A 23803-nucleotide genomic window follows, 5' to 3' on the forward strand; every position below is an offset into this window, starting at 1 on the left:
ACTCGCCGTGAGCGAATGGACCGGGCTTGAATGGCTGCATCATGCCGGCGGGTATCTGGGCATGCTCACCGCCCTGCTGGCGTTTTATCTGTCCGCTGCGGAAATCATCAACGAGACCCATGGACACGTCGTATTACCAACTGGCGCCGTGACAGAGCAACTTGCTGTGACTTTGACGATTCAGGAAGAGCTGCGCAACGCGTGATCAGGTGTGTTGCAAAAGGCGCCTGCTGCCGCGGCGTTCGGGCAGCAGCGCCGCCCCTAGAGCATTTCGATCATCACTTTCAACGCATGCGAATCAGCGGCGCTGCCGAAGGTTTCGTAGGCATCCAATACCTCTTCGAGCTGGAAGCGGTGCGTGATCAGCCTGGCAGGATCGAGCCGGCCTGAGCGCACTGTCTTCAGCAGCATCGGCATGCTGACAGTATCGACGAGTCGCGTCGTGATGGAGATGTTGCGATCCCACAGCGATTCCAGGTGTAGATCCGCCTTCACCCCGTGCACGCCTACATTGGCGATCACACCGCCCGGGGCGATCAGCGCCTCGCACAACTCAAACGTGTCCGGTACGCCCACGGCCTCGATCGCGCAATCCACACCGACGTGGTCGGTCAGTTTCATCACCGCCGCGACCGGATCGGCCACCCGGCTATCGATACACGCCGTTGCCCCGAAGCGGCTCGCGACCTCGAGCCGATGCTCATCGCGATCGATCATGACGATCTGGGCCGGCGAATAGAACTGCGCGGTCAGCAACGCAGCCAGGCCGATCGGGCCCGCGCCGACAATCGCCACGGTGCTGCCCGGTTGCACTTTGCCGTTGAGGACGCCGCATTCGAAACCAGTCGGCAAGATGTCGGACAGCATCACGAGCGCTTCTTCGTCGGCACCCGCGGGAATCGGATAAAGACTCGTCTCCGCGTGCGGAATGCGCACGTATTCAGCTTGCGTTCCATCGATCCGGTGGCCGAGAATCCACCCACCGGTCGTGCAATGCGAATACATGCCGCGCCGGCAATAGTCGCACTTGCCGCATGAGGAGATGCACGAAATCAGCACGTGATCGCCCTCTTTCAACGAACTCACAGCGGCGCCGACCTGATGCACGACGCCCACCCCTTCGTGGCCGAGAATGCGGCCGGGTTGGCAGGTCGGAACATCGCCCTTCAGAATGTGCAGATCGGTACCGCAGATCGTCGTGCGCGTCACCTTGACGATGGCATCGGTGGCTGAGACGAGTTGCGGCATGGGCCGCTCATCGAGCGACTTCTTGCCGGGACCGTGATACACCAGCGCTTTCATGGATGACCTCCGTTGATCGGTGAAACCGCCGAGTGACGTACACCAGTCCTATGTGCGGCGCTCCGTGTCCGCCGCCTCGCGGATCAACAGCACGGGGCACGTCGCATAGCGGACGAACCGCTCCGCCACGCTGCCGATCACCATGCGCCGCAAACCGCGGCGCCCGTGTGTGCCCATCACGACCAGGTCCGCGCCACGGCGTTGCACGCAGCGCATCAATGCGCTGGCGATGTCCTCGGCGATGCCTTGCGTCTCCACGATCTCGGTGTCGCCCGCGACGTTGAGCTCGCGCATCTGGGCGAGCGCGCCATCGAGCAGGCTGACCCCGACTTGCCGAGCAGCGTCCGTCAGCAGATGCGGATCACATGCGCCCGCGTAGGTGAAAGCCGCCGACTGATCCAGCACGTACACCGCCGTCAACTTGCCGCGCGAGAGCTTCGCGAGCTGGACCGCTTCGGAGAGCGCGCGTTTTGCGGCTTCGCTGCCGTCCACGGCCACCACGATGTTTGCGTACATGACTGCCTCCTGAAGAAAACGTTGAAAGACCAGCTGAAGATCAAACGCGCGCGACGCCTCGCTCGAGAAGCCGTTCGGCGGCATCGAAAGCCGCCAGTATCGCGCCGTCGGGATCGGCACCCTGCCGCTGCTCGAGCGGCACCAGCTCACCCGTGCGCAGGACCAGATCGAGACGCGCGTCGAACATGAGGTGGTTCAGCGTCGCGCCCGGCACGCCGCGTCGCGCGCCGGACATGTCGTTCAGCGCTCGCTCGTGAATGGCCTCGATCGTCAGATGGCAACCGGAAATGGCTTTGCCGAACCGTTGGAGGCGCACCAGTTGCGCTGCTGCCTCCGACTCGATTTGTGCGGAACCGGCAAATCCGAGGTAGATGACCTGCATATCGATTCCCATGCTGCCTCCGCGCGCGCTGTTCCGCCCGTCGGCCGTCGCGGCAGCCGACGCCGCGCACGGCAGCGAGCCGATGAACTGATCATCGGCGCTATTCACGCCTGCCGATTGACCTGCATCAACGGCGTGGCAGTGTATGCGGGACGCGATTTGGCGCTAGTCGCCTGCGCTGGCAGTCCCCATCTCGATCCGTTGATCCAACTCAACGGGCGTCCCTGCAGCGCAGGTATGGTCTAGACACCATCTCCACGTCATCAAGGGACCCCCACATGAATAATTCCGCATATCCCGCCATGCAACCGGTCGCGCATCAGACTCGGGAACAAGCGATCGCGGACGGACATTTCTATCTCGTCGGAGGCGGTATTGCGTCGTTGGCGGCCGCCGCCTTTCTGATCCGCGACGCCGATGTACCCGGCTGTCTGATCACGGTCCTCGAAGCGCTCGATAAACCGGGCGGCAGCCTCGACGGCGGCGGCTCGCCCCAGGAAGGCTACGTCGTGCGCGGTGGCCGCATGCTCGAAAGCAAGTATCTCTGCACCTACGATCTGTTCGACTCGATTCCCACGCTCGATGGCCGCGGCAGCGTCACGAAGGAAATCTTCGACTGGAACGAGACGATCCGCACTTCCTCGAAAGCGCGGTTCGTGCGCGACGGCCGCCGCGAAAACGCGCCCCCTTACGGGCTCGCCGAAACACAACTGCTCACGCTTGGCCGTCTTTCGCTCGAACCGGAAGCGCTGCTTGGCGACAGCCGAATCTCCGATCACTTCGAGCCCGCTTTTTTCGAAACCAACTTCTGGACCATGTGGTCCACGACGTTCGCCTTTCAGCCCTGGCATAGCGCCGCCGAATTCCGGCGCTACCTGCTGCGTTTCGCGCATATGACGCCGGGCTTCAACCAGATGCACGGCATCATGCGCACGGTCTACAACCAGTACGACTCGATGGTGCGGCCGCTGCGCAAATGGCTCGACGAACGCGGCGTGCGATTTCGCGCCAACACACGGGTAATTGATCTGCGATATGACGAAAGCGGAGAACTGAATCGGGTCGCGGGCATTGTCTGCGAGCAGGACGATCGCCGTGTCGAGATTCCGGTCGGTGAAGAGGACAAGGTCATCGTGACGCTCGGTTCGATGACGGCAGGATCGAGCCTCGGCGGCACGAATCGCGCGGCGGCGTTCAATCATGACGACAGCACCGGCGCATGGGCGCTGTGGAAAACCATCGCCGCCGGGCGCACCGAGTTCGGCCATCCGACGGTCTTCGCCGATCACGTCGACGAATCCAGATGGCTCTCCTTTGCCGCGACGCTGCACGATCCGACACTGTTCCGCCTGGTCCGCGATCTGACCGGCAACGTGCCCGGCGAAGGCGGTCTGATCACGTTCCCGCAATCGAACTGGCTCGCCTCGATCGTCCTGCCGCACCAGCCGCATTTCATGGGACAGCCGAAGGACGTCGACGTGTTCTGGGGTTATGGACTCTTCGTCGACCGGCCGGGCAATTTCGTCGGCAAGCCGATGATCGAGTGCACGGGGCGCGAAATCATGACGGAGCTTCTCGGCCATCTGCACATTCAGGCGCAAGCGCCGCGTATTCTCGACGACGCGATCTGCATCCCGTGTCTCATGCCGTTCATCACCAGCCAGTTCCTGCGACGCAAGCGCGGCGACAGGCCGAACGTGGTGCCCGAGGGCTGGGCGAACCTCGCGTTCGTCGGACAGTTTTGCGAGTTGCCGAACGACGTCGTGTTCACCGTGGAATATTCGGTGCGCTCCGCGCAGACCGCCGTCTACACGCTGCTTGGGTTGGACCGCTCGGCTCCGGCGGTGTACAAGGGCCCGTACGACCCTCGCGTGGTATATGGCGCTGCTTCGGCGTTGCACAGCCGCTAACCACGATGCAGTTTTCGCGCCCCGTGCCGACACGCGCTGACAGGCCCCGCGGCATGCATACGCTGAGAGGAACGCCGTGGATCTCGACGGGACACCGACGTGGCGCTGCGCACGCTCTGCCCGCACTTCGCCGTGAATGCAAATGCGGCGGCTATGGTGGTCGCCGACGGCGGTAATGGGCGCGACCGCCGTGATGATGCTGCTGCCGGCCTAGACATAGCATGCGGATCAGCAGGCCCACTCCAGCGCCTCGTAATGCGCGAGATGATGTTTGAGCACGCTGACGAAAAGCGCCAGCGACGCGGCCACCACGCCCCGCTGCACCTCGGTGGCGCGCACCTTGCATTGCGCAACGGGCGCCTTGCCGGCCAGGGCGCGCATTTCGTCGAACGCGGCTTGACTACCCAGGCCGCCGAAGCTGCAGAAAAACGCCACATGCCGGAACTTCAACCGGTTCTCGAGCAGATACTCACGCACTGGCGCCGACACCGAGCCGGCCGAGACGGGCGTGCCCACCACCACGAGGTCGTACTGCGAGGTATCGAGTCCTGCCGGGACGATCTCGGCCGGCCGCTTGCGCCACGAGTCGGCAAGACAGCGCATATAACCCATCACGCCGCGCCGCTCGGTGCAGTCGCAGATTTCTTCGAGGTCGGCTGACAGCATCCTGGCGAGCGTGGATGCGAGCACGCGCGTGGTACCGGTACGCGAAAAGAAAACGACTAGAACGCGGGCTTCAGACATGACTCGCTCCTTCTGTGGAAACGCTCGGGCGCGCGCACGGGCGCCACGCATGTCCGCAGCATAGGCTGCAGTGGGCGCCGGTTCATGACACAGTTCAAACAACGCTTTCACGCAACGCGCCTGCGTCGCCGTTGATCTGCATCAACGGGGCCGCCGCCATCGTTCCTAGAATCAAGCTCACTTATCCGCGCGTCACCGTCCCTTCCCAGGAGCGACTGCCATGAGCTACAAAACCATCGTTGTCCATCTCGACACCAGCCCGAACGCGCACCCGAGGCTCGAAATCGCGCTGCGTCTGGCCAAACAGTTCGGCGCGCATCTGATCGGCGCGTTCGCCGTCTTCAGCCCGGATCCGCGCTCGCTCTACGTGATGGCCGGGACCGCGGAGTATTACCGGACGCATGAGGAGTTGCGCGCGGAGAGGCGCGCGGCGCTCGAAAGACTGTTTCACGCCGAACTGCGGCGCGCCGAGGTGCCGGGCGAATGGGTCGCCATCGATGAACCCGCCAGTCTCGCCGTACCGCGTGCGGGCCGCTGCGCCGACCTCATCGTGGCAGGGCAGGACAATCCCGCGGATCCAGAATCGTATGTCGGCGACTTCTTTCCGGAAAACCTCATTCTGTCGTGCGGCCGCCCGGTGTTGCTGGTGCCGTATGCGAGTAATGAAAGGTCGACAGGCGACCGGGTCCTGGTCGCGTGGGACGGCAGCCGCGAAGCCACCCGCGCCGTGCACGATGCGCTGCCGTTCATGCGCACGGCGCGCAGCACGACGATCCTTACTGTCAACGGTATCCACGAGGGCGAGCGCGCCCGCATTCCCGGCGCGGATATCGCCACCGTGATTGCACGGCACGGCGTGCAGGTGGAAATCGCCGACATCGAAACCGGCCCGGGCGGCTCGGTCGGCGACGTGCTGCTCTCGCAGGTGGCCGACGGCGGCGCCGATCTGCTCGTGATGGGCGCCTACGGCCACGCCCGCTGGCGCGAGTTGGTGATGGGCGGCGCCACGCGCACGATTCTCCGCTCAATGACCGTGCCCGTGCTGATGTCGCACTGACTTCCGCACGTTCTCTTCCCGTTCAGGAGTGTTCGCCATGTACCAACAGATTCTGGTTGCCGTCGACGGCAGCGAAACTTCGACGCGCGCGCTGGCCGCCGCGGTCGAACTGGCTCGCGAGTCGGGGGCGCGGCTGCAGCCGCTCTACGTGGTGGACGTGCCGTTGATGTCCTACGACGTGCCCGGCTACGACCCATCCTATGTGCGCGACGCGCTCGTCGAGGAAGGCCGGCACGTGCTCGCCGACGCCACCGCGCTGATGGCCGGCGCGGACGTGAAAGGCGCGCCGCGCATAGTCGAAACCGACCTCACGGGCGAAGACATCGCGCATCGCATTCAGAGCGCGGCGCAGGACTTCAACGCCGACGTCGTGGTGCTCGGCACTCACGGCCGCCGCGGCGTGCGGCGGCTGGTGCTCGGCAGCGTCGCCGAACATTTTCTGCGCATCGCCACCTGTTCGGTGCTGCTGATCTCCATGCATTGCGCGTCGCCCGCAGCGAAAGTCGCCCAGGCCGCGGAAGAACCCGTCAAGGATCCGTCATGAATTGCAAAACCCTGCTGGTGCACCTCGACGACAGCACCCATAGCGCGGCCCGGCTCGCCTATGCGCTCGAGGTGACTGCGCTCCACAACGCCCATCTGATCGGTCTCTATGCCGTTTGCGAAGAGCTGACAAGACCGGTCTTTCTGCATGGAGAGGGGCGCTGGAGCGCCGCCTGCGAGGCGCAACGGGACCACAACCTCAAGCGTGCGCAAGCGGAATTCCTCGCGGCGGCCGAGCGTGCCGGGCACAGCGTCGAATGGCGCGCGCCGGGCGGCCCGCCGACCGCGGCGGCGATCCTGCACGCACGCCATGCCGATCTGCTCATCCTCGGCCAGCATGATCCGCACGACACGAGCGCATATGTGGCGCGCCAGTTCGTCGAGGACGTGATCATGGGTTCGGGGCGACCGGCAATCGTGCTGCCCTATGCAGGACCGGTCCGATCGCAAATGGACAACGTGATGATCGCCTGGGACGGCGGCCGCGAAAGCGCGCGTGCCGCAACCGACGCGCTGCCGCTCCTGCGCCGCGCCAGTTTCGTCACGGTCATGAAAGTGCAGAGTCAGCCGCGCTATGGCGAGCCGACCGGCATCGACGTGGCCGCCTGGCTCGAGCGGCACGGCATCGAGACGAGCTTCACGACGATACCTAAGGTGTCCGGCGTCGACACCGGCGCCACCCTGCTTAATGCGCTGGCCGACCGCCACATCGACCTGCTGGTCATGGGTGCGTATGGCCATGCGCGGGCCCAGGAACGGCTGCTCGGCGGCGTCACGCGCACCATGCTGGAGGCGATGACCGTGCCCGTGCTGATGTCGCATTGAGTGACGCACGATACCGAGCCGGCGCGCGGGCATCCACACCAAGGGACGAGCGCGCCGCCCGGCGGCACTGGCATGTAACTGGCGTTTCACGCACAATGTGCGCAAACCTAGCTATTCGCACCGCCCAAACACTGCCGGACAGACGTGCCTGCTCTGCGCGCCGCCGGACCGACGCCGGCGGGTAGCGCGACCGATCCTTGTCCGCAGTCATTCCAAAGAGGCGCACATGCCCGTCAGCGGTAAGACGCCCACCTCGCGCAGTGCCGGTTTGCGCGGGCTGTTCGGCTCGCTTGGGTCGCGGCCCGTCTTCGTGGCGGTGGCAGCGTTCGTCGTGACGCTTGCTACCCTGCTGGCTGCACGACGCTGGCTCGACCCCGCGCTGTTCATCTGCGTCGCCGCCGCCTTTCTTTTGGCCACAAGCGTGTTCATGCTTGTTCGCGCGCGTCGCAATGGCTCTTCCGCAGGCAGAGGAGCAAGCACCGGAACCAGCCAGTCCGCTTTGAATGAAGCTCGCATGATGGCGATCATCCGTTCGTCGATGGAAGCGATCATCACTATCGACGAACAGCAGCGGGTGGTCATCTTCAATCCGATGGCGGAACAGGTTTTCGCCTGCTCCGCCATGGATGCGATCGGCGCGCCGCTAGCCCGCTTCATTCCGGAGCGATTTCGGGCAGCGCACGCGCAACACGTCGAGCAGTTCGGCGTGACCGGCGTGTCGGACCGGCAGATGGGCAAGCAACGTGTGCTATCGGGGTTGCGCGCCAACGGCGAGGAATTCCCGCTCGAGGCATCGATCTCGCAGATTCGCGATGGCGACACCCGGCTTTACACCGTCATGCTGCGCGACATCACGGAACGCGTCAAAGCGGAGCGCGCGCAACGGCAGGCGCGCGAAGAACTGCGCGAACTGTCGGCCAATCTGCAGAAGATACGTGAAGACGAGAAAACGCGTATCGCACGCGAACTGCACGACGATCTCGGCCAGCAACTCACTGCGCTGAAAATGGACATCTCGTCGGTCGAACAGGCGCTGGACCCTTCGGCAAGCACACCGGTGCGCGAGCAGTTGCAAGGCATGCGCCGGTTGATCGATGCGACCGTGGCTTCGGTACGCCGCATTGCCGCCGATCTGCGGCCGGTCATGCTTGACGACCTCGGACTGATTCCCGCGATCGAATGGCTCGCCAACGACTTCACCAACCGGTACGGCATCGACGTGGAGCGTGACATCGAGACTGGCGACGCGCGCTTCAGCCCGGCAGGCGCCACGGCGCTGTTCCGGATCGTGCAGGAAGCGCTAACGAACGTTGCGCGCCATGCCGATGCCACGCTGGTCACGCTCGGCCTGCGCGCGAAGGATGGGACCTTCGAGCTGAGCATCGCCGACAATGGCCAGGGCGCGCATCGAACGGACGAGCCGGCCGCCAAGTCCTTCGGCTTGCTCGGCGTTCGTGAACGTGCGCACATGCTCGGCGGAGCGGTCGAGATTCATACTGCGCACGGCAAAGGCTTTGTGCTGACTGTCACCATTCCGACGGAGAGCGTGCAAATACAGGAGGTGCAAGCATGACCCGCGTCCTGATCGCCGACGACCATGCGCTGGTGCGCGACGGTCTGCGTCATATCCTGCAGGGCGCGAGCGGCTTCGAAGTGGTCGGCGAAGCGAACGATAGCGCCAGCACGATCGCGCTGATCCGCGAGCGGGCCGCCGACGTGCTGGTGCTCGACCTGTCCATGCCCGGCCGCAATGGCGTCGAATTGATCAAACAGATCAAGGAAGAAAAGCCGACGCTGCGCATCCTCGTGCTGACCATGCACGCCGAGCAGCAATACGCGGTGCGCGCGTTCAAGGCCGGTGCGTCCGGTTACCTGACGAAAGAAAGCGCAAGCGCCGAACTGGTGGTGGCGGTAACCAAGGTTGCCGTCGGCGGTGTGTACGTGAGCCTGGCGATGGCCGAGCGGTTCGCGCAAAGCCTCAATGAACCAACCGATCTGCTGCCGCATCAACGTCTGTCCGATCGGGAGTTCGACGTCTTGAAGCGGATTGCAGCCGGTCAGACCATCACCGAGATCGCGGCCGAACTGTGTGTGAGCAGCAAGACCGTCAGCACGTACAAGACGCGCATCCTCGAAAAAATGCAGATGCCGCACGAAGCGGCGCTGGTGCGCTATGCAATGCGCCACAAACTGGTCAGCGACGACGAAGACGACATCTAGACGGATTTGCAGCGCTCTCAGCGATTCTCGTGGTTCGCCTGATTTATGTAGGAAATCCCCTACAGACCTTCCCATACGCCTACTCGAAGTTCGCTCCCCGCCGATTTTATTTTGAGACAGCGCGACAGATACTTCGAGCCGTGAACTCAAGCCCTGACCGCTCCGCCCTGCGTATTTTTCTAGTCGACGATGCACTACTGGTGCTGCGCCGTATGGCCGCGCTGTTCGGGGCACTTGACGGCGTAGAGATCGTCGGCGAAGCCGAAGAGCCCGGTGCGGCATTCGCGGGCATCGACACGCGCGCGGTCGATCTGGTCGTGATGGAACTGCATCTGAACGGCGGCACCGGCATGGAATTGCTAGCGTTGCTTGCGCAAAGAATACCGCATGTGATTGTCATGGTGCTAACGAATCATTCCGGCGCCTGGTTCCGGCACGCGTGCCTAAAAGGTGGCGCCCATTACTTTTTCGACAAGACCGGCGAATTCGATCTCGCGCGAAACACGATCCAGCGGATCGCCAGCGAGCATCGCACGCGCGCCCTTTTTCAACCAGGAGCACATCATGTCTGACGTCGCCGCCTATTCCGTCATTTCGCCCGCGCTTGCCCGTCAGCAAGCATCGCCGACTCCTGGGCAAGTGCCGGCCAGCGTGCGCGCGCCGCGCAAGGATGCACTGCGCTGCACGGCCTGCTCGATGCGTTCCATCTGCATGCCGCAAGGCCTGACACCCGAGGAACTGCAAAGAATCGAATCGCTCATCTGTCCGTCGCGGACCATCAAACAGGGCGAAGCGATCTACCGCGCGAACGACTCGTTCCAGAATATCTATGCCGTGCGCGTGGGCTCGTTCAAGACCGTCGTCATGCATCGCGACGGCCGCGAACAGGTCACCGGCTTTCATCTCGCCGGCGACTCGCTAGGCCTGGAGGGCGTCTGCTCCGGCCACCATAGTTGCGATGCCGTGGCGCTGGAGGACAGCAAAGTTTGCATCATCCCGTTCCATCTGCTTGAAACCATGTGCCGCGAAGTCAAAGTCGTCCAGCAGCACGTGCACCGGATGATGGGCGGCGAGATCGTGCGCGAGTCGTCGCAGATGATGCTGCTCGGCACGATGTCCGCCGAACAGCGGGTGGCGACGTTCCTGCTGAATCTGTCTGACCGCCTGAGAATGCGCGGGTATTCGCCGGCCGAATTTCACCTGCGCATGACACGCGAGGAAATCGGCAGCTATCTGGGGATCAAGCTCGAAACAGTGAGCCGGATGCTCTCCAAATTTCAGCGCGACGGATTGCTCGATACACACGGCAAGGACATCCGGATTCTCGATCACGAGGGCCTTGTGCGGGTTTGAAGCCGGAATCGGCTCGCATTCCGGCTCGCGGCGGTCGACGCCGCCATTGTGGAACGGCGTCAGCCGTCAACACCGACCACGCTATCGGATAACGAGCACGGCCGCACCTGTCAACCTGCCATCGCGCAGATCGCTCAGCGCCCGATTGGCCTCCGTCAGCGGATAACTCGTCGTTTCAATCGTGAGACGCGTCTCGGCTGCAATTCGCATGAAGGCGAGCCCGTCATCGCGGGTCAGATTCGCGACCGACACCACGCGTCGCTCGCCCCACAGAAACGCGTAAGGGAACGACGGAATATCGCTCATGTGAATCCCGCCGCAGACCACCACACCACCCTTCGCAACCGCTTGCAATGCTTGCGGAACGAGCGCACCGATCGGTGCGAAAAGCAATGCCGCATCGAGCTCGTCGGGCGGCGCCTCGTCGCTGCTGCCCGCCCACGCCGCGCCGAGACGCAGCGCGAGTTGCTGGGCTGCGTGATCGCCGGAGCGCGTGAACGCATACACCGTGCGTTGCTGATGATACGCAACCTGCGCGACGATATGCGCCGCGGCGCCAAAACCGTAGATGCCGATCCGCTGCGCGTTGCCCACCATGCTCAAGGTGCGATAGCCGATGAGACCGGCGCATAGCAGCGGCGCTGCCTCGAAGTCCGTGTACTGCTCCGGCAGATGAAAGCAGTAGCGGCTGTCGGCGACGGTGCGCTCAGCGTAACCGCCGTCGATCGTATAGCCCGTGAAGCCGGGTTCGTCGCACAGATTTTCCCGCGCCGACAGGCAGTAGCGGCAATGCCCGCAGGTGTGGCCGACCCACGGCACCCCCACCCGGTCGCCAACGGCGAACCCCGTCACGCCCGCGCCGAGCCTGGCTACCGTGCCGACGATTTCGTGGCCCGGAATGACGGGCCGTTTGGGATGCTCGAGTTCATGGTCCACCAGATGAAGATCGGTGCGACACACGCCGCACGCGTGAATATCGATCAGGATCTGGCCGGGACCGGCCGCGGGGTCGGGCACTTCCTGCTCTCGCAGCGATGCTGCGCTACCGTCGAACACCATTGCACGCATACCGTTCTCCTTGAAACTCCAAGCCGGTTCGCACCGGGAGGACACGACCGCACTCGGCCGCCTCGCCCGGAATTCACTCGCAAAAACGGAAATAACCGCTGTGTAGGAGCATAGGTTTGCCGCCGATCTCGTTGAGCAACTGTCTCGCTGCGTGTTCGATAGGATGCCGGTTCGAGTTGAACACGCCAATCAGATCATCTTCGCGCAGGGAAGCGGCACCGAAATGATCTTCGAGCGCTTCGGCGGTGATCGCGCACTGGACGCGAACACCATTCACTTCGGCAGGGAACGCGACGACGAGGTCGCGCGCGCAATACTCAGGACATTCTTCGCGGAAATGGATCTTCATGACCATCACCTGGTTCGCTGCGCAGGAAAGGAAGCTGTAACGGGGCGCGCCACCCTTCGAGGCGGTCGGCCTGCGCGACGCCCGCCTGTCACCAGCATAGGAGCTATGCGCGGCACGTCAAATTCGGGCCGTGCATCCAGGTTGATCGAGGTCAATGGCACACGACTCGCCGCCCCTACTGGTGAGCGTTGCGCAACGGAACGGTTTTCGCGTAGCGCCGAGCACTCACCGGGAGGAGGTACTCGCATGGTTTCGCATTCGAATGCACAAGACGCGGACGAACCTCTCGCTGAAGTCAACATCACGCCGCTGGTCGATGTGATTTGTACTGGTCGTGATTCTTCTGGTCATGGCGCCAATGCTGACCGGATCGCTGCAGATCAATCTTCCAAAGCCGCGCGCAACGGCGTGGGCCGCCGCGTTACGAGTCAGGATTTCGCGCCGCCTCACGACCCCAACTCCGCCGGATGCGCACGCGAGATCAACGCGAGCTGCATACTGCTGATCCGGGCACGAAACACCGACCACGCCGGTAGTGAGACCGAACCACCACAGGTGCGACAGTCAATCACCGCACCAGCGCGTTTCTCGCAGCCAGCGCGCCCTACATCCCCCAACGCAACGACGGCGTATGGACCGGGCTGTCCCAGTGGCGGGCCATTTCGTCGTCCAGCACACATAACGTAATCGAGGCGCCCGCCATCTCGAGCGAAGTCGTCAGCGCACCCACCTGTGCCCGGCCCACCTTCAGGTCGCGTTGCTGAAGCCACGCGCGCGTCGAGTTGAAGAGCAGGTAAAGCTCGCCAAGCGGTGTTCCACCAAGGCCGTTGATGAGCACCAGCAATTCAGCCCCGGCTTGGGGCTTGAGGTCATCGACGATCGCTTTGAGCAGTTCCCCCGCAATCGCATCGGCGCCTGAGAACTTTGCGCGGCGCCGGCCCGGCTCACCGTGAATGCCCACACCCACTTCGATCTCATCATCGCCAATCTTGAACGTCAGCGTTCCCGCGGCCGGCACGGTGCAACTGCTGAACGCCACACCCATCGAAGCGGTGCGCTTGTTGATCCGGTCGCCGAACGCCTTGCACTGTTCAAGGTCGGCGCCGCTTTCGGCCATGCTGCCTACCAGCTTCTCAACGATCACCGCGCCAGCTACACCACGCCGCCCGGTCGTGTAGCTGGAGTTTTCCACTGCTACGTCATCGTTGATCAGTACCATCGCGTTTGGGATCTCGGACATCTCCGACGCCATTTCGAAGTTCATCAAGTCACCCGAATAATTCTTCACGATGAATAGCACCCCCGCACCGGTATCGACAGCGTCGGCAGCAGCCATCATCTGATCCGGCGTAGGTGATGTGAAGACTTGACCGGGACAGGCTGCGTCGAGCATTCCATAGCCCACAAAACCGGAGTGCAACGGCTCATGCCCCGAACCGCCGCCCGATATCAATGCCACTTTGCCCGGTTTAAGCGTCTTACGACGCACGTACACCGGTTCGTTGTTGAGTACGACCAGGTCGCTATGCGCGGATGCAAATCCCGCCAGACTTTCGGCGAGGAAATCGTCGACGTGGTTGATGAATTTTTTCATGGTCTGGCCTCCTTTCACACCTGGTTGCGCGCCAGATGCGCGCATACGGCGGTGATCATGATCTGACTGGAACGCGCACCGGGGTCGATATGGCCGCGCGAGCGTTCGCCCAGAAACGATGCCCGCCCTTTGGTCGCGAGCATATCGCGGGTGGCGAGCATGTTCTGCTCGGCCACCTGCGGCAATTCATCCAGCACTGTTTTTCGCGACGTAAGTGATTCGATGGTCGCAAGCTCCTTGAAGCGCGCCGCAACGGGAATCAGCACGTCCATCATCGTCTTGCTGCCTACGCCCGTCTTACCCCGCTGTCCGACCGCTTCGACGCCCGCCGCAAACATGAGGGCGGTGCCCGCAACATCCAGCGGATTGTTCGCCGATGCTTTCGCCATCCCGTTCAGCAACGAAAAGAACAGCGGCCCGGATGATCCGCCGACCGTCGACAGCACCTTGTTCGCCGCGAGTTCCAACGCGGCCCCTAAGGTTTCCGCTTCGATGTCCGCACGCATTGCAAGCAAGGCCTCCATGCCGCGCAGCAGATTGAAGATGTGATCGCCATCGCCGATCTGCTGGTCGAGTACGGCTATTTCGTCCGTGTGTTCCTTGAGCGCTGCGTATGCGGCGTCGATACACTCCATGACCGTTTTGCCGTTCATGTCGAGATCCTCCTGCCGTCTGCACGGAAATATAAGAGGCTGCCAGCGGGCAGCGAAACGCCCACCGACTGCCCCGGGCTGAAATTGCGCTCGGCCATCGTGGTCGCCACAACCGCAGTTCCTGCGTGCTCCAAAATCAACAGATGACGCAGCGGTGAGTATTCGAGCACCTTCAGGTCGAGTGCGTCGCGTGCATGATGGGTGCCGGGTGAATCACGCGCGTCGCCCTCGTGCAGGACCACGTCTTCAGGACGAATCGCCACGGTCGCGGTGCCGGTCGGCACCGCTGCTGAATCGAACAGCGTTGGCGGCAACAGGTTGATCGGCGGCGAGCCGAGCCGCTGCGCCGCGCTCAATGAAACCGGATTACCGTAGACCTCGCGCGGTGTGCCGAGTTGCACCAGACGGCCGTGTTCAAGAATGCCGATGCGGTCGGCGAGTGTGGTGGCTTCCACCTGATCATGCGTGACATAGAGAATGGTCGCGCCAATCGTACGATGTAGCCGCTTCAGCTCGATACGTAATTCCTCACGCAGTTTTGCATCGAGCGATGACAGCGGTTCGTCCATCAGAAACACTTTCGGCTCGCGCACGAGCGCACGCCCGATCGCGACTCGCTGCATTTCGCCGCCGGACAAATGCGTTGCCATGTTGTCGAGCTTCGCTTCCATATGCAGCATCTGCGCGACCGCATGCACGCGCGCGCGGACCTGTTCCTCGCTGCTGCGACGACGTGGCGAGCGCAGCGGAAACGCAAGATTGCCGAACACAGTCAGATGCGGATACAACGAGTATTGCTGAAAGATAAACGCGACATCGCGATCGGAAGGATGGACGCCGGTGGCGACCGCGCCGTCGATCAGCACGTCGCCGGCATCGGGACGTTCCAGTCCCGCGACCAGGCGCAGCGTAGTGGTTTTGCCCGCGCCGCTCGGTCCGAGCAACACGACGAATTCCCCGTCTTTAACCTCGATCGACAGGTCGTCCACCGCAACGATGTTGCCGAAGCGCTTCGATACATTACGTAGCTGGACTTCAGCCATGAACGTCTCCGTTGACAGAAAGCGTGGAAGCAGCGCCCGGCAGCAGGCGTTCAGTAGCGGCGTCATAAAGCAGCGTGCGTTCTTTCCGAAACGACAGACCGACGATCGTGCCCGCGGCAACACCAGCGTCTTTGCTTGCCCGCACGCGCACGACGCCAAGCGCGGTTTCAACCGCCAATACCTGGTGCGAGCCGAGGTATTCGTCGGCGATCACCTGACCGCGCAGCGGACCGTGCTCGTCGAGCATGACGTGCTCCGGTCTGATTCCCAGCAATACGTGCGCGGCAGCGGCATCGCAAGGCGGTACGGAAACCGACGCGCCATGCAGACTCACCTGCTCCTGTCCCGCCGTAACCGCCTCGTCGACGGGCAAGAAATTCATGGGCGGACTGCCGATGAAGTTGCCGACGAACACTGTCGCGGGGAAGTGATAAATCTCATGGGGCGAGCCCGCCTGCAACACTTCACCTTGATTCATCACGACGATATCGTCCGCCATGGCCATCGCCTCACTCTGATCGTGTGTGACGTACACCGTGGTGGCGGCGAGCGCGTTGTGCAGTTTGCGCAATTCCAGACACATCAGTTCACGAAAGTCCGCGTCGAGCGTGCCGAGCGGTTCGTCCATCAAGAATGCTTTCGGTTGCCGCACGATCGCGCGGCCGAGCGCCACGCGTTGCCGGTCGCCGCCGGACAGGCCGCCAGTCTTACGATCGAGAATGTTCTCGATGCGCAGCATATGCGCCGCTGCATCGACCCGGGCGGCGATCTCGCTGCGCGACACGTGTTCGTTCCTCAGTGGAAAAGCAATGTTATTGCGCACCGTCATATGTGGATACAGCGCAAACATCTGGAACACGAAAGCAATATCGCGTTGCCGCGCGCGCAACGCAGTGACGTCCTCACCATCGATCAGGATCTGCCCGGAAGTCGGCAGCTCCAGCCCCGCAATCATCCGCAGCGTTGTGGTCTTGCCGCAGCCTGACGGTCCGAGCAGCACGACGAAGCGTCCCGCACCGATGGTCAGGCTGGTGTCACGCACCGCGACAAAATCGTCGAAGCGCTTGTGGAGATGAGCGAGAACGATCGTAGACATGATTCAGCCGGGAAAATGGCTGGTGACGACGAACGCGAGCGCGCCCACCAAAAGGACCGGAAACGACCAGGTGAAGAGCGCCAACGAAAACGGCTGCACAAGCATCGCTACACCTAAGCCGATCAGTACCGTCGATGCACCCTCGCTGTAGCTGCGACGTAACAGCCAGCGGTGCGGCGGAATGACTTCGCGTTTCATTTGCGCACGGCTCCGAAGGTGATGCCCCGCAACAGATGCTTGCGCAGCAGGACGGTGAAAAAGAGAATCGGCAGCACGAATAATGTTGTTGCAGCTGCAACGGCCGGCCAGTCCTGACCGCCTTCTCCGATGATGAATGGAATGAATGGCGGCATGGTCTGCGCATCGCCGCTTGTCAGCAGCGAAGCAAATGCGTATTCGTTCCATGCAAAGATCAGGCAGAAGATCGCTGTAGCGGCAATGCCCGTCATCGCTTGCGGCAACACCACCTTCACGAAGGCCTGCAAACGCGTGTAGCCATCCACTAGCGCGGCCTCTTCATACTCGCGCGGGATCTCATCCATGAAACCTTTAAGTAGCCAAACCGCAAGTGAGACATTCACCGCCGTGTACAGCACAATCATGCCGACATAGCTGTCGCTCAAACCCAGTGCGCGATACATCAGGTAGATCGGAATGGCGACGGCAATGGGCGGCATCATCCGTGTGGAGAGAATGAAGAACAGCAGATCGTCGGACAGCGGCACCTTGAAGCGCGAAAACGCGTATGCCGCCAGCGTGCCGAGAAATACCGCAAGAAACGTCGAGCCAAATCCAATGACAAGCGAATTCATGAAGCGCGGCAAAACCTTCGACGGTCCGGCGATCACCATGTTGCGCTTGCGCACCTCACGCTCATACCAGGTCCGCGCAGGCGGCAGGCTCGCAATGAACTCAGGGGTCTGCCGCGAGCGGATCGTGAGCAGGTTTACATAGCCTTCCATGGAAGGCTGGAACAGCACGACGGGCGGATACGCTATCGCATCTTCCTGCGTCTTGAAGCTCGTCAGGAAGATCCAGACCATCGGTAACGTAGCAATCAGCGCATACGTGATAACGACCGCAGCCGCGAAGCGCTTGGCGCGCGGAGATGACGCCACCACCGAATGTTGTGTCGTAGTCGGTCTCATCGCTGTTTGATCCGGTTAAGTGCCTTCACGTAAATGTTCGCCGCACCGAATACCGTCACGAACAGAATGATTGCGAGCGCGGACGAATAACCTGTCTGCCACTTTTCGAACGCGGCACGCTTGAGCGTGATCGATACCGTTTCGGTAACCGAGCCCGGGCCGCCCGATGTCAGCAGGTTCACCATATCGAACATCTTGAAGTTTTCGATGCCGCGAAACAAAACCGCCAGCATCAGGAACGGCATGGTCATGGGCAACGTGATCGACCAGAACTGACGCCACGGCGTCGCGCGGTCCACTTCCGCTGCTTCGTAAATATAGTCGGGAATTGAACGCAGACCCGCCAGGCAGATGAGCATGACGTACGGTGTCCACATCCACGTATCGACCATCACAATGGTCCACGGCGCGAGCGCTACGTCGCCGATCATCTGGAATGACCCCGGCGCGATGCCGGTGAAGAAGCTGACGATATCGTTGAAAAGCCCCGTCTGCGGTTGCAGCAGGAACGTCCAGAAGTTGCCCACTACCGCAGGCGATAGCATCATCGGCAGCAGGATTAGCGTAGTCCAGAAGCTATGTCCGCGGAACTGCCGGTTGATCAGCAATGCAAGACCGAATCCCAGCAGCACCTCCAACCCGACCGACCAGAACACGAAACGCGCGGTCACCTGCATCGCGTACCAGATATCTTCGTCGGTCAGGATGTCGACATAATTGTCGATACCGACGAAACGCGCCGGCACGCTCGGCATGTTCGACTTGAAGTTGGTGAACGACAGGCGAAGCGCCCAGATCAACGGAAAGATGTTGATCGCAAGAAGCAGCAGAATGGTCGGAAGAATGAAGAGCCACGCGATGGCCCGATCCGACAGTCCACTTAGCCGCTTCGCTATGCGCGTTGACGCTCCCGCTTCGAGACTCGTGGGAGAAAATGGCTTATCTGCCAACATGCCTGGCTCCTTTAAGCGGACCAGAGACAGGCCGTTCAGCCGTCGCCGGTCCAGTCAAGTCCAGCTAAAACCTAATACTTCCCTTCTTGCTTAAAGACCTTGGTCCAGTCTTTCACCAGCAGATCCAACGCATCTTTGGCCGTGCCCTTATCGGCCACGACGTAATCGTGCACACGCTTCTGCATGTCGAGCAACAGTTCGGCATAAGCCGGCTCTGCCCAGAAGTCTTTGACGATTGCCATCGACTTCAGGAACGCGGGTGCGAACGGTGCGCTCTTCGGGAAGTCCGGTGCGTCCACCACCGATTTGGCCGCCGAATAGCCGCCCAGTTGCCACCATTTCTTCTGCACGTCAGGTTGCGCAAACCACTTGATATATTCGAGCGCGTCTTCTTTATGGTCCGAGTACGAGACGACCGAGATGCCCTGCCCGCCCAACTGAGTGTATTGCTTCAACTCACGCGGATTGACGAAGAAGCCGATCTTGTCGCCACCGACATTCGGGTCTTTATAAAGCCCTGGAAAGAACGCAAACCAGTTCATCTGCATCGCCACCTGACCCGACTTGAACGCGTCGAGCCCTTCCTGCATGTAGGCGTTGGTCATGCCTGGCGCCGTGCAACACTTATAGAGTGCCTTGTAGTATTCGAGCCCCTTCACCGCGCCCGGCGAGTTCACGAAGCCATCGAGGTGATAGGGCTTCTTGGGATCCTGATACTCAAAGCCGAAGTTGTACAAGGCATTGGTCACGCCCATCGTGATTCCCTCGGATCCACGCTCCGTGAAGATATACACGCCATAGACCGTCCTGCCGTCAATCTTTCGACCCTGGAAGAATTCCGCAGTCTGCTTGAGTTCATCGAGCGTAGTAGGCGGCGCGAGCTCACGGTTGTATTTCTGCTTGAATTCCGCGCGCAGTTCTGGGCGCGCAAACCAGTCCTTGCGGTAAGTCCATCCGACCGCGTCAGCCATCGCAGGTAAGGCCCAATAGTTCGGCGTATTCTTTGGCCACTCCGAATATCCCACCACCGTTGCCGGCACGAAGTCGTTCATAGAGATCTTGTTCTTGGTGAAGAAGTCGTTGAGCTTCACGTAATGTCCATTGACCGCCGCGCCGCCGATCCACTGACTGTCGCCAATGATCAGATCACACAACTTACCGTGCGAATTGAGTTCATTGATGAATCGGTCGGCATAACTGGTCCACGGTACGAACTCGAACTTCATCTTGATGCCGGTCTTGGTCGTGAAATCCTTCGACAGTTCGACCAGTGCATTGGCGGGATCCCATGCCGCCCAGCAGAGTGTCAACTGCTTGTCCTGTGCCTGCGCGCCCGTTGCAGTGCCGAGCCCCAGCGATATGAGGGTTGCCGCCACTACCCTCGCTGACGTTAGACGTACCATGTCTCTTCTCCTTGTCTTTCTCGGGTCTCCAACCTGATGACATTCAGCGCCCATGCGCCGGGCACCGCATTTCGGCTCTGGCAGATCAGAAGTCGATCCGCGTGTCGCGAGCGTCAGGCATGCGCATTCTCACGAAGATAAATCCGGGTCTCCGGCGTGGGGATGGCAAGCGCCCCCCGGACGTCGTTAAGAAAATTAATCGCGGCGAGCCCAGCCCAATGGACAATGCCGCGCACGTCCTGATCGAGGATCACGTCGATCGCACGTTCCGACAGTTGGGTGCGGGTCTCCGCAGTGCATTCGTGGCCAATCAGGACGAGGTGAACCTTGTCGCCGGACTCCTGCAATGCCGCTGCAATGCCGGAAATGCCGCCGCCCGTCACATACACGCCGACCAGGTCCGAATGGCGCGCACTTAAGCCCTGTACGGCAAGGCCGGCGCCATCGTCGTCTTCGGCGAAGTCCGGTTCGGCGATCCAGCGCAGGTTGCGGAAGTCCTCCTCCAACACTTGCGAAAAGCCGGTGCGACGTTCCACCTGGTCATGCAGACGCGACGATCCCGATAGCACGGCAACAGTGCCAAGCTTCGCGCAAAGGAAGCGCCCCATCAGTAGTCCTGCCGTGCGTCCGGCAATCCTGTTGTCGACACCCACGTACGCGGCGCGCCGGCTTGCGGGTAAATCGGAGAACACTGTGACGACTGGCACGTGAGCGTCGCTCATCTCTTCGATGAAACGCTCAACCCACGGATAGTCGAGAGGTGCGAGAACCAGCGCGTCGTAGTCGATCACTTCAGCGGCGAATGCCGCGGTCTCGCGTTGGCTGGAAAAATCGCAGCGGTAAAACGAAGGCGTTATGCGATGCTCGCGAAAGAAGCTGGCCGACAGCGCAATATCTCGCTCGACGTGATCGAGAAAGCGGGAGTTCACTTGCGGCAGCACGAACGCGACTCGGAACGAGCTGACCTTTGCCGGCCGGCCGCGGCTCGCCCGCTCATCACGCAGATTCGCGAGTGCAAGATGCACGCGTTCGGCAGTTTCCGGACGCACAGCCTGATCGTCGCGCAGGACACGATCGACCGTGGCCACGCTGACGCCAGCCCGACGCGCAATCATCGTACGAGTAGCCGGCATGGGTCTCCTCCGGTGCCGAGCGAAGAATTGTTTTGTTTTACTGAAGGTAGTTTTTTCTAAGAAAAATGCAAGCTTTTTCTCCAAGGAAAAAGCGTCATTGCTTTGATGAACAGAGCGACCCTTAATAGGGCCCGCGAGCGCAAGGGACGGCGCAGCGGGCGCGGGATCGCGAATCGCACTGAGAGTTGACGGCGTGCGGCGGCGCCTAGCGCCCGAAGAGAGAATCCCGGCCAACTACCTACGGTCCGCGGTTTGTAGTTGATCTCCGCAGGCACCCACGACGCTTGAACGGTGGCGCGAACGAGGAATTTGAAGTCATCGTTTACCGCGTTGAACGCAGCGACTCCAAGGGAGATTGGGGGTGACGCCGGGCGGCGAGCGAGTTCTGAAGCAATGAAGTGCTCGCGTGTGCTTTGGGTCGCACAAATGGAAACGGCCATTTACCGACCCAAGTCTGTTCACAATTCATTAGCCGAAGCGATCCGCCTCGGCCGTCCCACGCTCACGACACCGCCAAACACATACCTTTGCTGCGACACGGGACGGATTGTTACGGCTGTGCGCCGTTTCGGCTCGATAGATGAGCGACGGCTTTCCGGGCAGCACTGCGGGCGGCGACCAATGTCGAGGGGCATTCCGCGCGTGTGACATTGGCGGCCACACTGTCGCCGCGCAGCGGCCCGCCTCGATGCGGGGCCGCTACCCGTGCTTCGATCCGACGACGTCCAGCACCTCCGACGACGGCGCGGGTGTCGCGGTCAGTGCAGCCGCCGACGCTGCTTCAGACGAAACCAACCCATTCAACCTTCGTTCGGATCATATGGCGACGCCCGGTTTTCAACCTTCCATTTCTTCTCAGCTTCCGTATCAGGCCGAGGTGGTCGAATGCCGTCGATCAACCACAATTCTCGCGGCGTTTCGCCGACATGCAACTCGTAGTGATAGCCTCGATCCTGGACGAATGGTGCAATCGCAACGTTCGCCTTGCGCAGCCAGGACGCCGTCCACTCGACGTCCTTGGAAATGTGTCTGGCGAATTGGTCTAATCTGATTCTGACAAAGTCGCTTCGCGGCTCACCCCCCATGAAGAAGGAGTCTTTCGGCTGTTCATGAAACAGAACACCTACGTAGAAGCGAGGAATGATGTAAATGTCGGCGATTCGCTTGGCCATTTCCTGCTTGTCATCTGCCGTGTAGGCGCCGACCGGATGATAGATGTTCCACAAAGGCATTTTTGTCTCCATGCATCAATAGATGCCGCGTTTCTTAAGTCAGAACATCTAAGTCTCTTGCGAGAAATGATGAACTTGACATCAGTGAGGCGGCGGTATCGGTAGCCCAGGGACAGGCTACCGGTTAAAACCATTGCTCCTCGCAGCGCAGCGTTCTTAGGGAAGGCGATCCCGCTACCCATCAGTTCGCTTTAGAACCAGGCCGGATTCACAATCCATCAATTGCGACTCATCGGACGGAAGCGCACAGTCACTTCGTCGTTCCAACATCGGAGTCTTTCGACCCTGCACTGCACCGATGATCGGCACCGTAGCACGCTCTTACCCCGTTCTATTGGCGACCGGGAAGGCTGAGTATGCAGCGAGCTTCGTCAGGCGTTGCCACGTCTGCGCCGATACTTTTGACGATAGCGACCGCACGTTTAACCAGTGCTGCGTTGCCCGGCGCCAGTTCGCCTTTGGCAAGATAAAGATTGTCCTCGAGACCGACGCGCACATGGCCGCCAAGAATCACGCTTTGCGCCACGATCGGAAATTGGGCGCGCGAGATGCCGAACGCCGACCAATGCGCGTTCTCGGGCAGATACCGCTTCATCTGAAGAAGGCTCTCGGTGTCGGCGGACGCTCCCCATGGAACACCAAGACACAACTGGAACAGCGGTGCCTGCAGAATCCCCTGCGTTTCGATCAGGTGGCGCGCGAGGCGCACGTGCCCGAGATCGAATACCTCGATTTCCGGCTTCACGCCTGCTTCCTCAATCAAGGTTGCCATTTTGACGAGATGGTCGGGCACGTTGACGAATGCGCGATTGCCGAAGTTCATGGTCGCTACGTCCAGAGTGCAGATTTCCGGACGTAACTCGAGCACATGTTGGACGCGGGCCTCGGGCGTCATCATCGTACTCAATTCACTTCCCCGGTTCGGGTCTTCGTCGCTGGGAACGAAACGTGCACCCGGGCCCGTCGTCAGATTGATCAATATCGGGCACCCACTACCGCGGATACGAGAAACGACTTCTTTGTAGAGCGACAGCTCAGTGCTTGGAACGCCTGTCCTGGGGTCGCGAACATGGATGTGAGCGATGCTCGCACCGGCCTCACATGCAGCAATCGCCTCATTGGCGATTTGCTCGGGCGTCACGGGTACTGCAGGGCTCAGCCGCGGGGTATCGTCGCTTCCAGTTAGCGCGCAACTGATAATCGTCTTGTTCGTCATAGTGTTCGGTGAAAGGGAAAGAGGAACGAGGCGCCACAATCGCGCCCTTCGTCATGGGAGCAG

General features: G+C 61.4%; 25 protein-coding genes and 1 pseudogene. 9 read left to right on the forward strand and 17 right to left on the reverse strand.

All coding sequences use genetic code 11. From position 1 onward, the window contains the following. Positions 1-205 (forward strand): annotated as a pseudogene (locus tag P0D80_RS41360) (acetate uptake transporter); the annotation flags it as partial. Positions 206-261: 56 nt separating this feature from the next. Here the strand turns inward: P0D80_RS41360 and P0D80_RS41365 are convergent. From P0D80_RS41365 to P0D80_RS41375, 3 genes are read right to left on the reverse strand one after another with little or no spacing between them, the layout of a single operon-like run. Continuing rightward, complete coding sequence (locus tag P0D80_RS41365) at positions 262-1302, reverse strand: zinc-dependent alcohol dehydrogenase family protein (protein ID WP_408179534.1); 1041 nt, start codon at positions 1300-1302, stop codon at positions 262-264. 48 nt (positions 1303-1350) lie between these two features. Continuing rightward, a complete protein-coding gene (locus P0D80_RS41370) occupies positions 1351-1818 on the reverse strand; it encodes a universal stress protein (protein WP_408179535.1) in 468 nt (155 codons plus the stop codon). Positions 1819-1858: 40 nt separating this feature from the next. Further along, the gene (locus P0D80_RS41375; protein ID WP_408179536.1) at positions 1859-2212 is read right to left on the reverse strand and encodes a hypothetical protein; all 354 of its coding nucleotides are present in this window, start codon (positions 2210-2212) and stop codon (positions 1859-1861) included. A 266-nt stretch (positions 2213-2478) separates the two neighbouring features. Between P0D80_RS41375 and P0D80_RS41380 the strand changes: the two genes are divergently transcribed. Beyond that, positions 2479-4110: an oleate hydratase gene (locus P0D80_RS41380; RefSeq protein WP_408179537.1), complete on the forward strand. Its 1632-nt coding sequence runs from the start codon at positions 2479-2481 to the stop codon at positions 4108-4110. A 228-nt stretch (positions 4111-4338) separates the two neighbouring features. Here P0D80_RS41380 and P0D80_RS41385 read toward each other — a convergent pair whose 3' ends face one another. Then, a complete protein-coding gene (locus tag P0D80_RS41385) occupies positions 4339-4854 on the reverse strand; it encodes a flavodoxin family protein (protein WP_408292386.1) in 516 nt (171 codons plus the stop codon). A 220-nt stretch (positions 4855-5074) separates the two neighbouring features. Between P0D80_RS41385 and P0D80_RS41390 the strand changes: the two genes are divergently transcribed. The 7 genes from P0D80_RS41390 (at position 5075) to P0D80_RS41420 (ending at position 10852) form a co-directional block, all read left to right on the forward strand. Next, positions 5075-5911 carry a universal stress protein gene (locus tag P0D80_RS41390; protein ID WP_408292388.1) on the forward strand — a complete coding sequence of 279 codons (837 nt, stop codon included), beginning with the start codon at positions 5075-5077 and terminating at the stop codon, positions 5909-5911. Positions 5912-5948: 37 nt separating this feature from the next. After that, positions 5949-6455 carry a universal stress protein gene (locus P0D80_RS41395; protein ID WP_408292390.1) on the forward strand — a complete coding sequence of 169 codons (507 nt, stop codon included), beginning with the start codon at positions 5949-5951 and terminating at the stop codon, positions 6453-6455. Then, complete coding sequence (locus P0D80_RS41400; RefSeq protein ID WP_408179540.1) at positions 6452-7279, forward strand: universal stress protein; 828 nt, start codon at positions 6452-6454, stop codon at positions 7277-7279. Before P0D80_RS41395 ends, P0D80_RS41400 begins: the two co-directional genes overlap by 4 nt. A gap of 226 nt (positions 7280-7505) precedes the next feature. Further along, positions 7506-8852: a PAS domain-containing sensor histidine kinase gene (locus P0D80_RS41405; RefSeq protein WP_408179541.1), complete on the forward strand. Its 1347-nt coding sequence runs from the start codon at positions 7506-7508 to the stop codon at positions 8850-8852. Beyond that, positions 8849-9499, forward strand: coding sequence for a response regulator (locus P0D80_RS41410; protein WP_408179542.1), 651 nt, complete (start codon positions 8849-8851; stop codon positions 9497-9499). The genes P0D80_RS41405 and P0D80_RS41410 overlap by 4 nt, the downstream gene beginning before the upstream one ends. Positions 9500-9639: 140 nt before the next feature. Further along, positions 9640-10071, forward strand: coding sequence for a response regulator (locus P0D80_RS41415; protein WP_408292435.1), 432 nt, complete (start codon positions 9640-9642; stop codon positions 10069-10071). Continuing rightward, positions 10064-10852, forward strand: coding sequence for a helix-turn-helix domain-containing protein (locus tag P0D80_RS41420; protein ID WP_408292393.1), 789 nt, complete (start codon positions 10064-10066; stop codon positions 10850-10852). Before P0D80_RS41415 ends, P0D80_RS41420 begins: the two co-directional genes overlap by 8 nt. 81 nt (positions 10853-10933) lie before the next feature. Here P0D80_RS41420 and P0D80_RS41425 read toward each other — a convergent pair whose 3' ends face one another. From P0D80_RS41425 to P0D80_RS41485, 13 genes are all read right to left on the reverse strand, one after another. Beyond that, the gene (locus tag P0D80_RS41425) at positions 10934-11920 is read right to left on the reverse strand and encodes a zinc-dependent alcohol dehydrogenase family protein (RefSeq protein WP_408292395.1); all 987 of its coding nucleotides are present in this window, start codon (positions 11918-11920) and stop codon (positions 10934-10936) included. Positions 11921-11993: 73 nt separating this feature from the next. Then, positions 11994-12278, reverse strand: coding sequence for a DUF1488 family protein (locus P0D80_RS41430; protein WP_408292397.1), 285 nt, complete (start codon positions 12276-12278; stop codon positions 11994-11996). 595 nt (positions 12279-12873) lie between these two features. Beyond that, positions 12874-13863: a dihydroxyacetone kinase subunit DhaK gene (dhaK, locus tag P0D80_RS41435; RefSeq protein ID WP_132379658.1), complete on the reverse strand. Its 990-nt coding sequence runs from the start codon at positions 13861-13863 to the stop codon at positions 12874-12876. 14 nt (positions 13864-13877) lie between these two features. After that, positions 13878-14516, reverse strand: coding sequence for a dihydroxyacetone kinase subunit DhaL (gene dhaL / locus P0D80_RS41440; protein ID WP_408179547.1), 639 nt, complete (start codon positions 14514-14516; stop codon positions 13878-13880). Continuing rightward, the gene (locus P0D80_RS41445; protein WP_408292400.1) at positions 14513-15559 is read right to left on the reverse strand and encodes an ABC transporter ATP-binding protein; all 1047 of its coding nucleotides are present in this window, start codon (positions 15557-15559) and stop codon (positions 14513-14515) included. Before P0D80_RS41445 ends, dhaL begins: the two co-directional genes overlap by 4 nt. Further along, positions 15552-16655, reverse strand: a complete 1104-nt coding sequence (locus P0D80_RS41450) for an ABC transporter ATP-binding protein (protein WP_408179549.1) — start codon at positions 16653-16655, stop codon at positions 15552-15554. The genes P0D80_RS41445 and P0D80_RS41450 overlap by 8 nt, the downstream gene beginning before the upstream one ends. A 3-nt stretch (positions 16656-16658) precedes the next feature. Continuing rightward, positions 16659-16853, reverse strand: coding sequence for a hypothetical protein (locus P0D80_RS41455; protein WP_132379666.1), 195 nt, complete (start codon positions 16851-16853; stop codon positions 16659-16661). Continuing rightward, complete coding sequence (locus tag P0D80_RS41460; protein WP_132379668.1) at positions 16850-17803, reverse strand: carbohydrate ABC transporter permease; 954 nt, start codon at positions 17801-17803, stop codon at positions 16850-16852. The genes P0D80_RS41455 and P0D80_RS41460 overlap by 4 nt, the downstream gene beginning before the upstream one ends. Further along, positions 17800-18756, reverse strand: a complete 957-nt coding sequence (locus P0D80_RS41465) for a carbohydrate ABC transporter permease (protein WP_132379670.1) — start codon at positions 18754-18756, stop codon at positions 17800-17802. The genes P0D80_RS41460 and P0D80_RS41465 overlap by 4 nt, the downstream gene beginning before the upstream one ends. Before the next feature lie 71 nt (positions 18757-18827). Continuing rightward, positions 18828-20159 carry an ABC transporter substrate-binding protein gene (locus tag P0D80_RS41470; protein WP_408292404.1) on the reverse strand — a complete coding sequence of 444 codons (1332 nt, stop codon included), beginning with the start codon at positions 20157-20159 and terminating at the stop codon, positions 18828-18830. 113 nt (positions 20160-20272) lie between these two features. Continuing rightward, the gene (locus P0D80_RS41475) at positions 20273-21292 is read right to left on the reverse strand and encodes a LacI family DNA-binding transcriptional regulator (RefSeq protein WP_408292437.1); all 1020 of its coding nucleotides are present in this window, start codon (positions 21290-21292) and stop codon (positions 20273-20275) included. A gap of 800 nt (positions 21293-22092) precedes the next feature. Next, a complete protein-coding gene (locus P0D80_RS41480; protein ID WP_408292406.1) occupies positions 22093-22524 on the reverse strand; it encodes a tautomerase family protein in 432 nt (143 codons plus the stop codon). Between the two features lie 331 nt (positions 22525-22855). Next, entirely contained in the window at positions 22856-23740 is an 885-nt protein-coding gene (locus P0D80_RS41485) for a beta-keto acid cleavage family enzyme (RefSeq protein WP_408292408.1), read from the reverse strand. Positions 23741-23803: the final 63 nt, after the last annotated feature.

Origin of the sequence: Paraburkholderia sp. RL17-373-BIF-A (assembly GCF_046030175.1) — a bacterium.
Lineage (GTDB): Bacteria > Pseudomonadota > Gammaproteobacteria > Burkholderiales > Burkholderiaceae > Paraburkholderia.

Coding starts and splice junctions, on each gene's coding strand:
- P0D80_RS41365 (WP_408179534.1), bottom strand. CDS start 1,302: ATGAAAGCGCTGGTGTATCACGGTCCCGGCAAGAAGTCGCTCGATGAG.
- P0D80_RS41370 (WP_408179535.1), bottom strand. CDS start 1,818: ATGTACGCAAACATCGTGGTGGCCGTGGACGGCAGCGAAGCCGCAAAA.
- P0D80_RS41375 (WP_408179536.1), bottom strand. CDS start 2,212: ATGGGAATCGATATGCAGGTCATCTACCTCGGATTTGCCGGTTCCGCA.
- P0D80_RS41380 (WP_408179537.1), top strand. CDS start 2,479: ATGAATAATTCCGCATATCCCGCCATGCAACCGGTCGCGCATCAGACT.
- P0D80_RS41385 (WP_408292386.1), bottom strand. CDS start 4,854: ATGTCTGAAGCCCGCGTTCTAGTCGTTTTCTTTTCGCGTACCGGTACC.
- P0D80_RS41390 (WP_408292388.1), top strand. CDS start 5,075: ATGAGCTACAAAACCATCGTTGTCCATCTCGACACCAGCCCGAACGCG.
- P0D80_RS41395 (WP_408292390.1), top strand. CDS start 5,949: ATGTACCAACAGATTCTGGTTGCCGTCGACGGCAGCGAAACTTCGACG.
- P0D80_RS41400 (WP_408179540.1), top strand. CDS start 6,452: ATGAATTGCAAAACCCTGCTGGTGCACCTCGACGACAGCACCCATAGC.
- P0D80_RS41405 (WP_408179541.1), top strand. CDS start 7,506: ATGCCCGTCAGCGGTAAGACGCCCACCTCGCGCAGTGCCGGTTTGCGC.
- P0D80_RS41410 (WP_408179542.1), top strand. CDS start 8,849: ATGACCCGCGTCCTGATCGCCGACGACCATGCGCTGGTGCGCGACGGT.
- P0D80_RS41420 (WP_408292393.1), top strand. CDS start 10,064: ATGTCTGACGTCGCCGCCTATTCCGTCATTTCGCCCGCGCTTGCCCGT.
- P0D80_RS41425 (WP_408292395.1), bottom strand. CDS start 11,920: ATGCGTGCAATGGTGTTCGACGGTAGCGCAGCATCGCTGCGAGAGCAG.
- dhaK (WP_132379658.1), bottom strand. CDS start 13,863: ATGAAAAAATTCATCAACCACGTCGACGATTTCCTCGCCGAAAGTCTG.
- dhaL (WP_408179547.1), bottom strand. CDS start 14,516: ATGAACGGCAAAACGGTCATGGAGTGTATCGACGCCGCATACGCAGCG.
- P0D80_RS41445 (WP_408292400.1), bottom strand. CDS start 15,559: ATGGCTGAAGTCCAGCTACGTAATGTATCGAAGCGCTTCGGCAACATC.
- P0D80_RS41450 (WP_408179549.1), bottom strand. CDS start 16,655: ATGTCTACGATCGTTCTCGCTCATCTCCACAAGCGCTTCGACGATTTT.
- P0D80_RS41455 (WP_132379666.1), bottom strand. CDS start 16,853: ATGAAACGCGAAGTCATTCCGCCGCACCGCTGGCTGTTACGTCGCAGC.
- P0D80_RS41460 (WP_132379668.1), bottom strand. CDS start 17,803: ATGAGACCGACTACGACACAACATTCGGTGGTGGCGTCATCTCCGCGC.
- P0D80_RS41465 (WP_132379670.1), bottom strand. CDS start 18,756: ATGTTGGCAGATAAGCCATTTTCTCCCACGAGTCTCGAAGCGGGAGCG.
- P0D80_RS41470 (WP_408292404.1), bottom strand. CDS start 20,159: ATGGTACGTCTAACGTCAGCGAGGGTAGTGGCGGCAACCCTCATATCG.
- P0D80_RS41475 (WP_408292437.1), bottom strand. CDS start 21,292: ATGCCGGCTACTCGTACGATGATTGCGCGTCGGGCTGGCGTCAGCGTG.
- P0D80_RS41480 (WP_408292406.1), bottom strand. CDS start 22,524: ATGCCTTTGTGGAACATCTATCATCCGGTCGGCGCCTACACGGCAGAT.
- P0D80_RS41485 (WP_408292408.1), bottom strand. CDS start 23,740: ATGACGAACAAGACGATTATCAGTTGCGCGCTAACTGGAAGCGACGAT.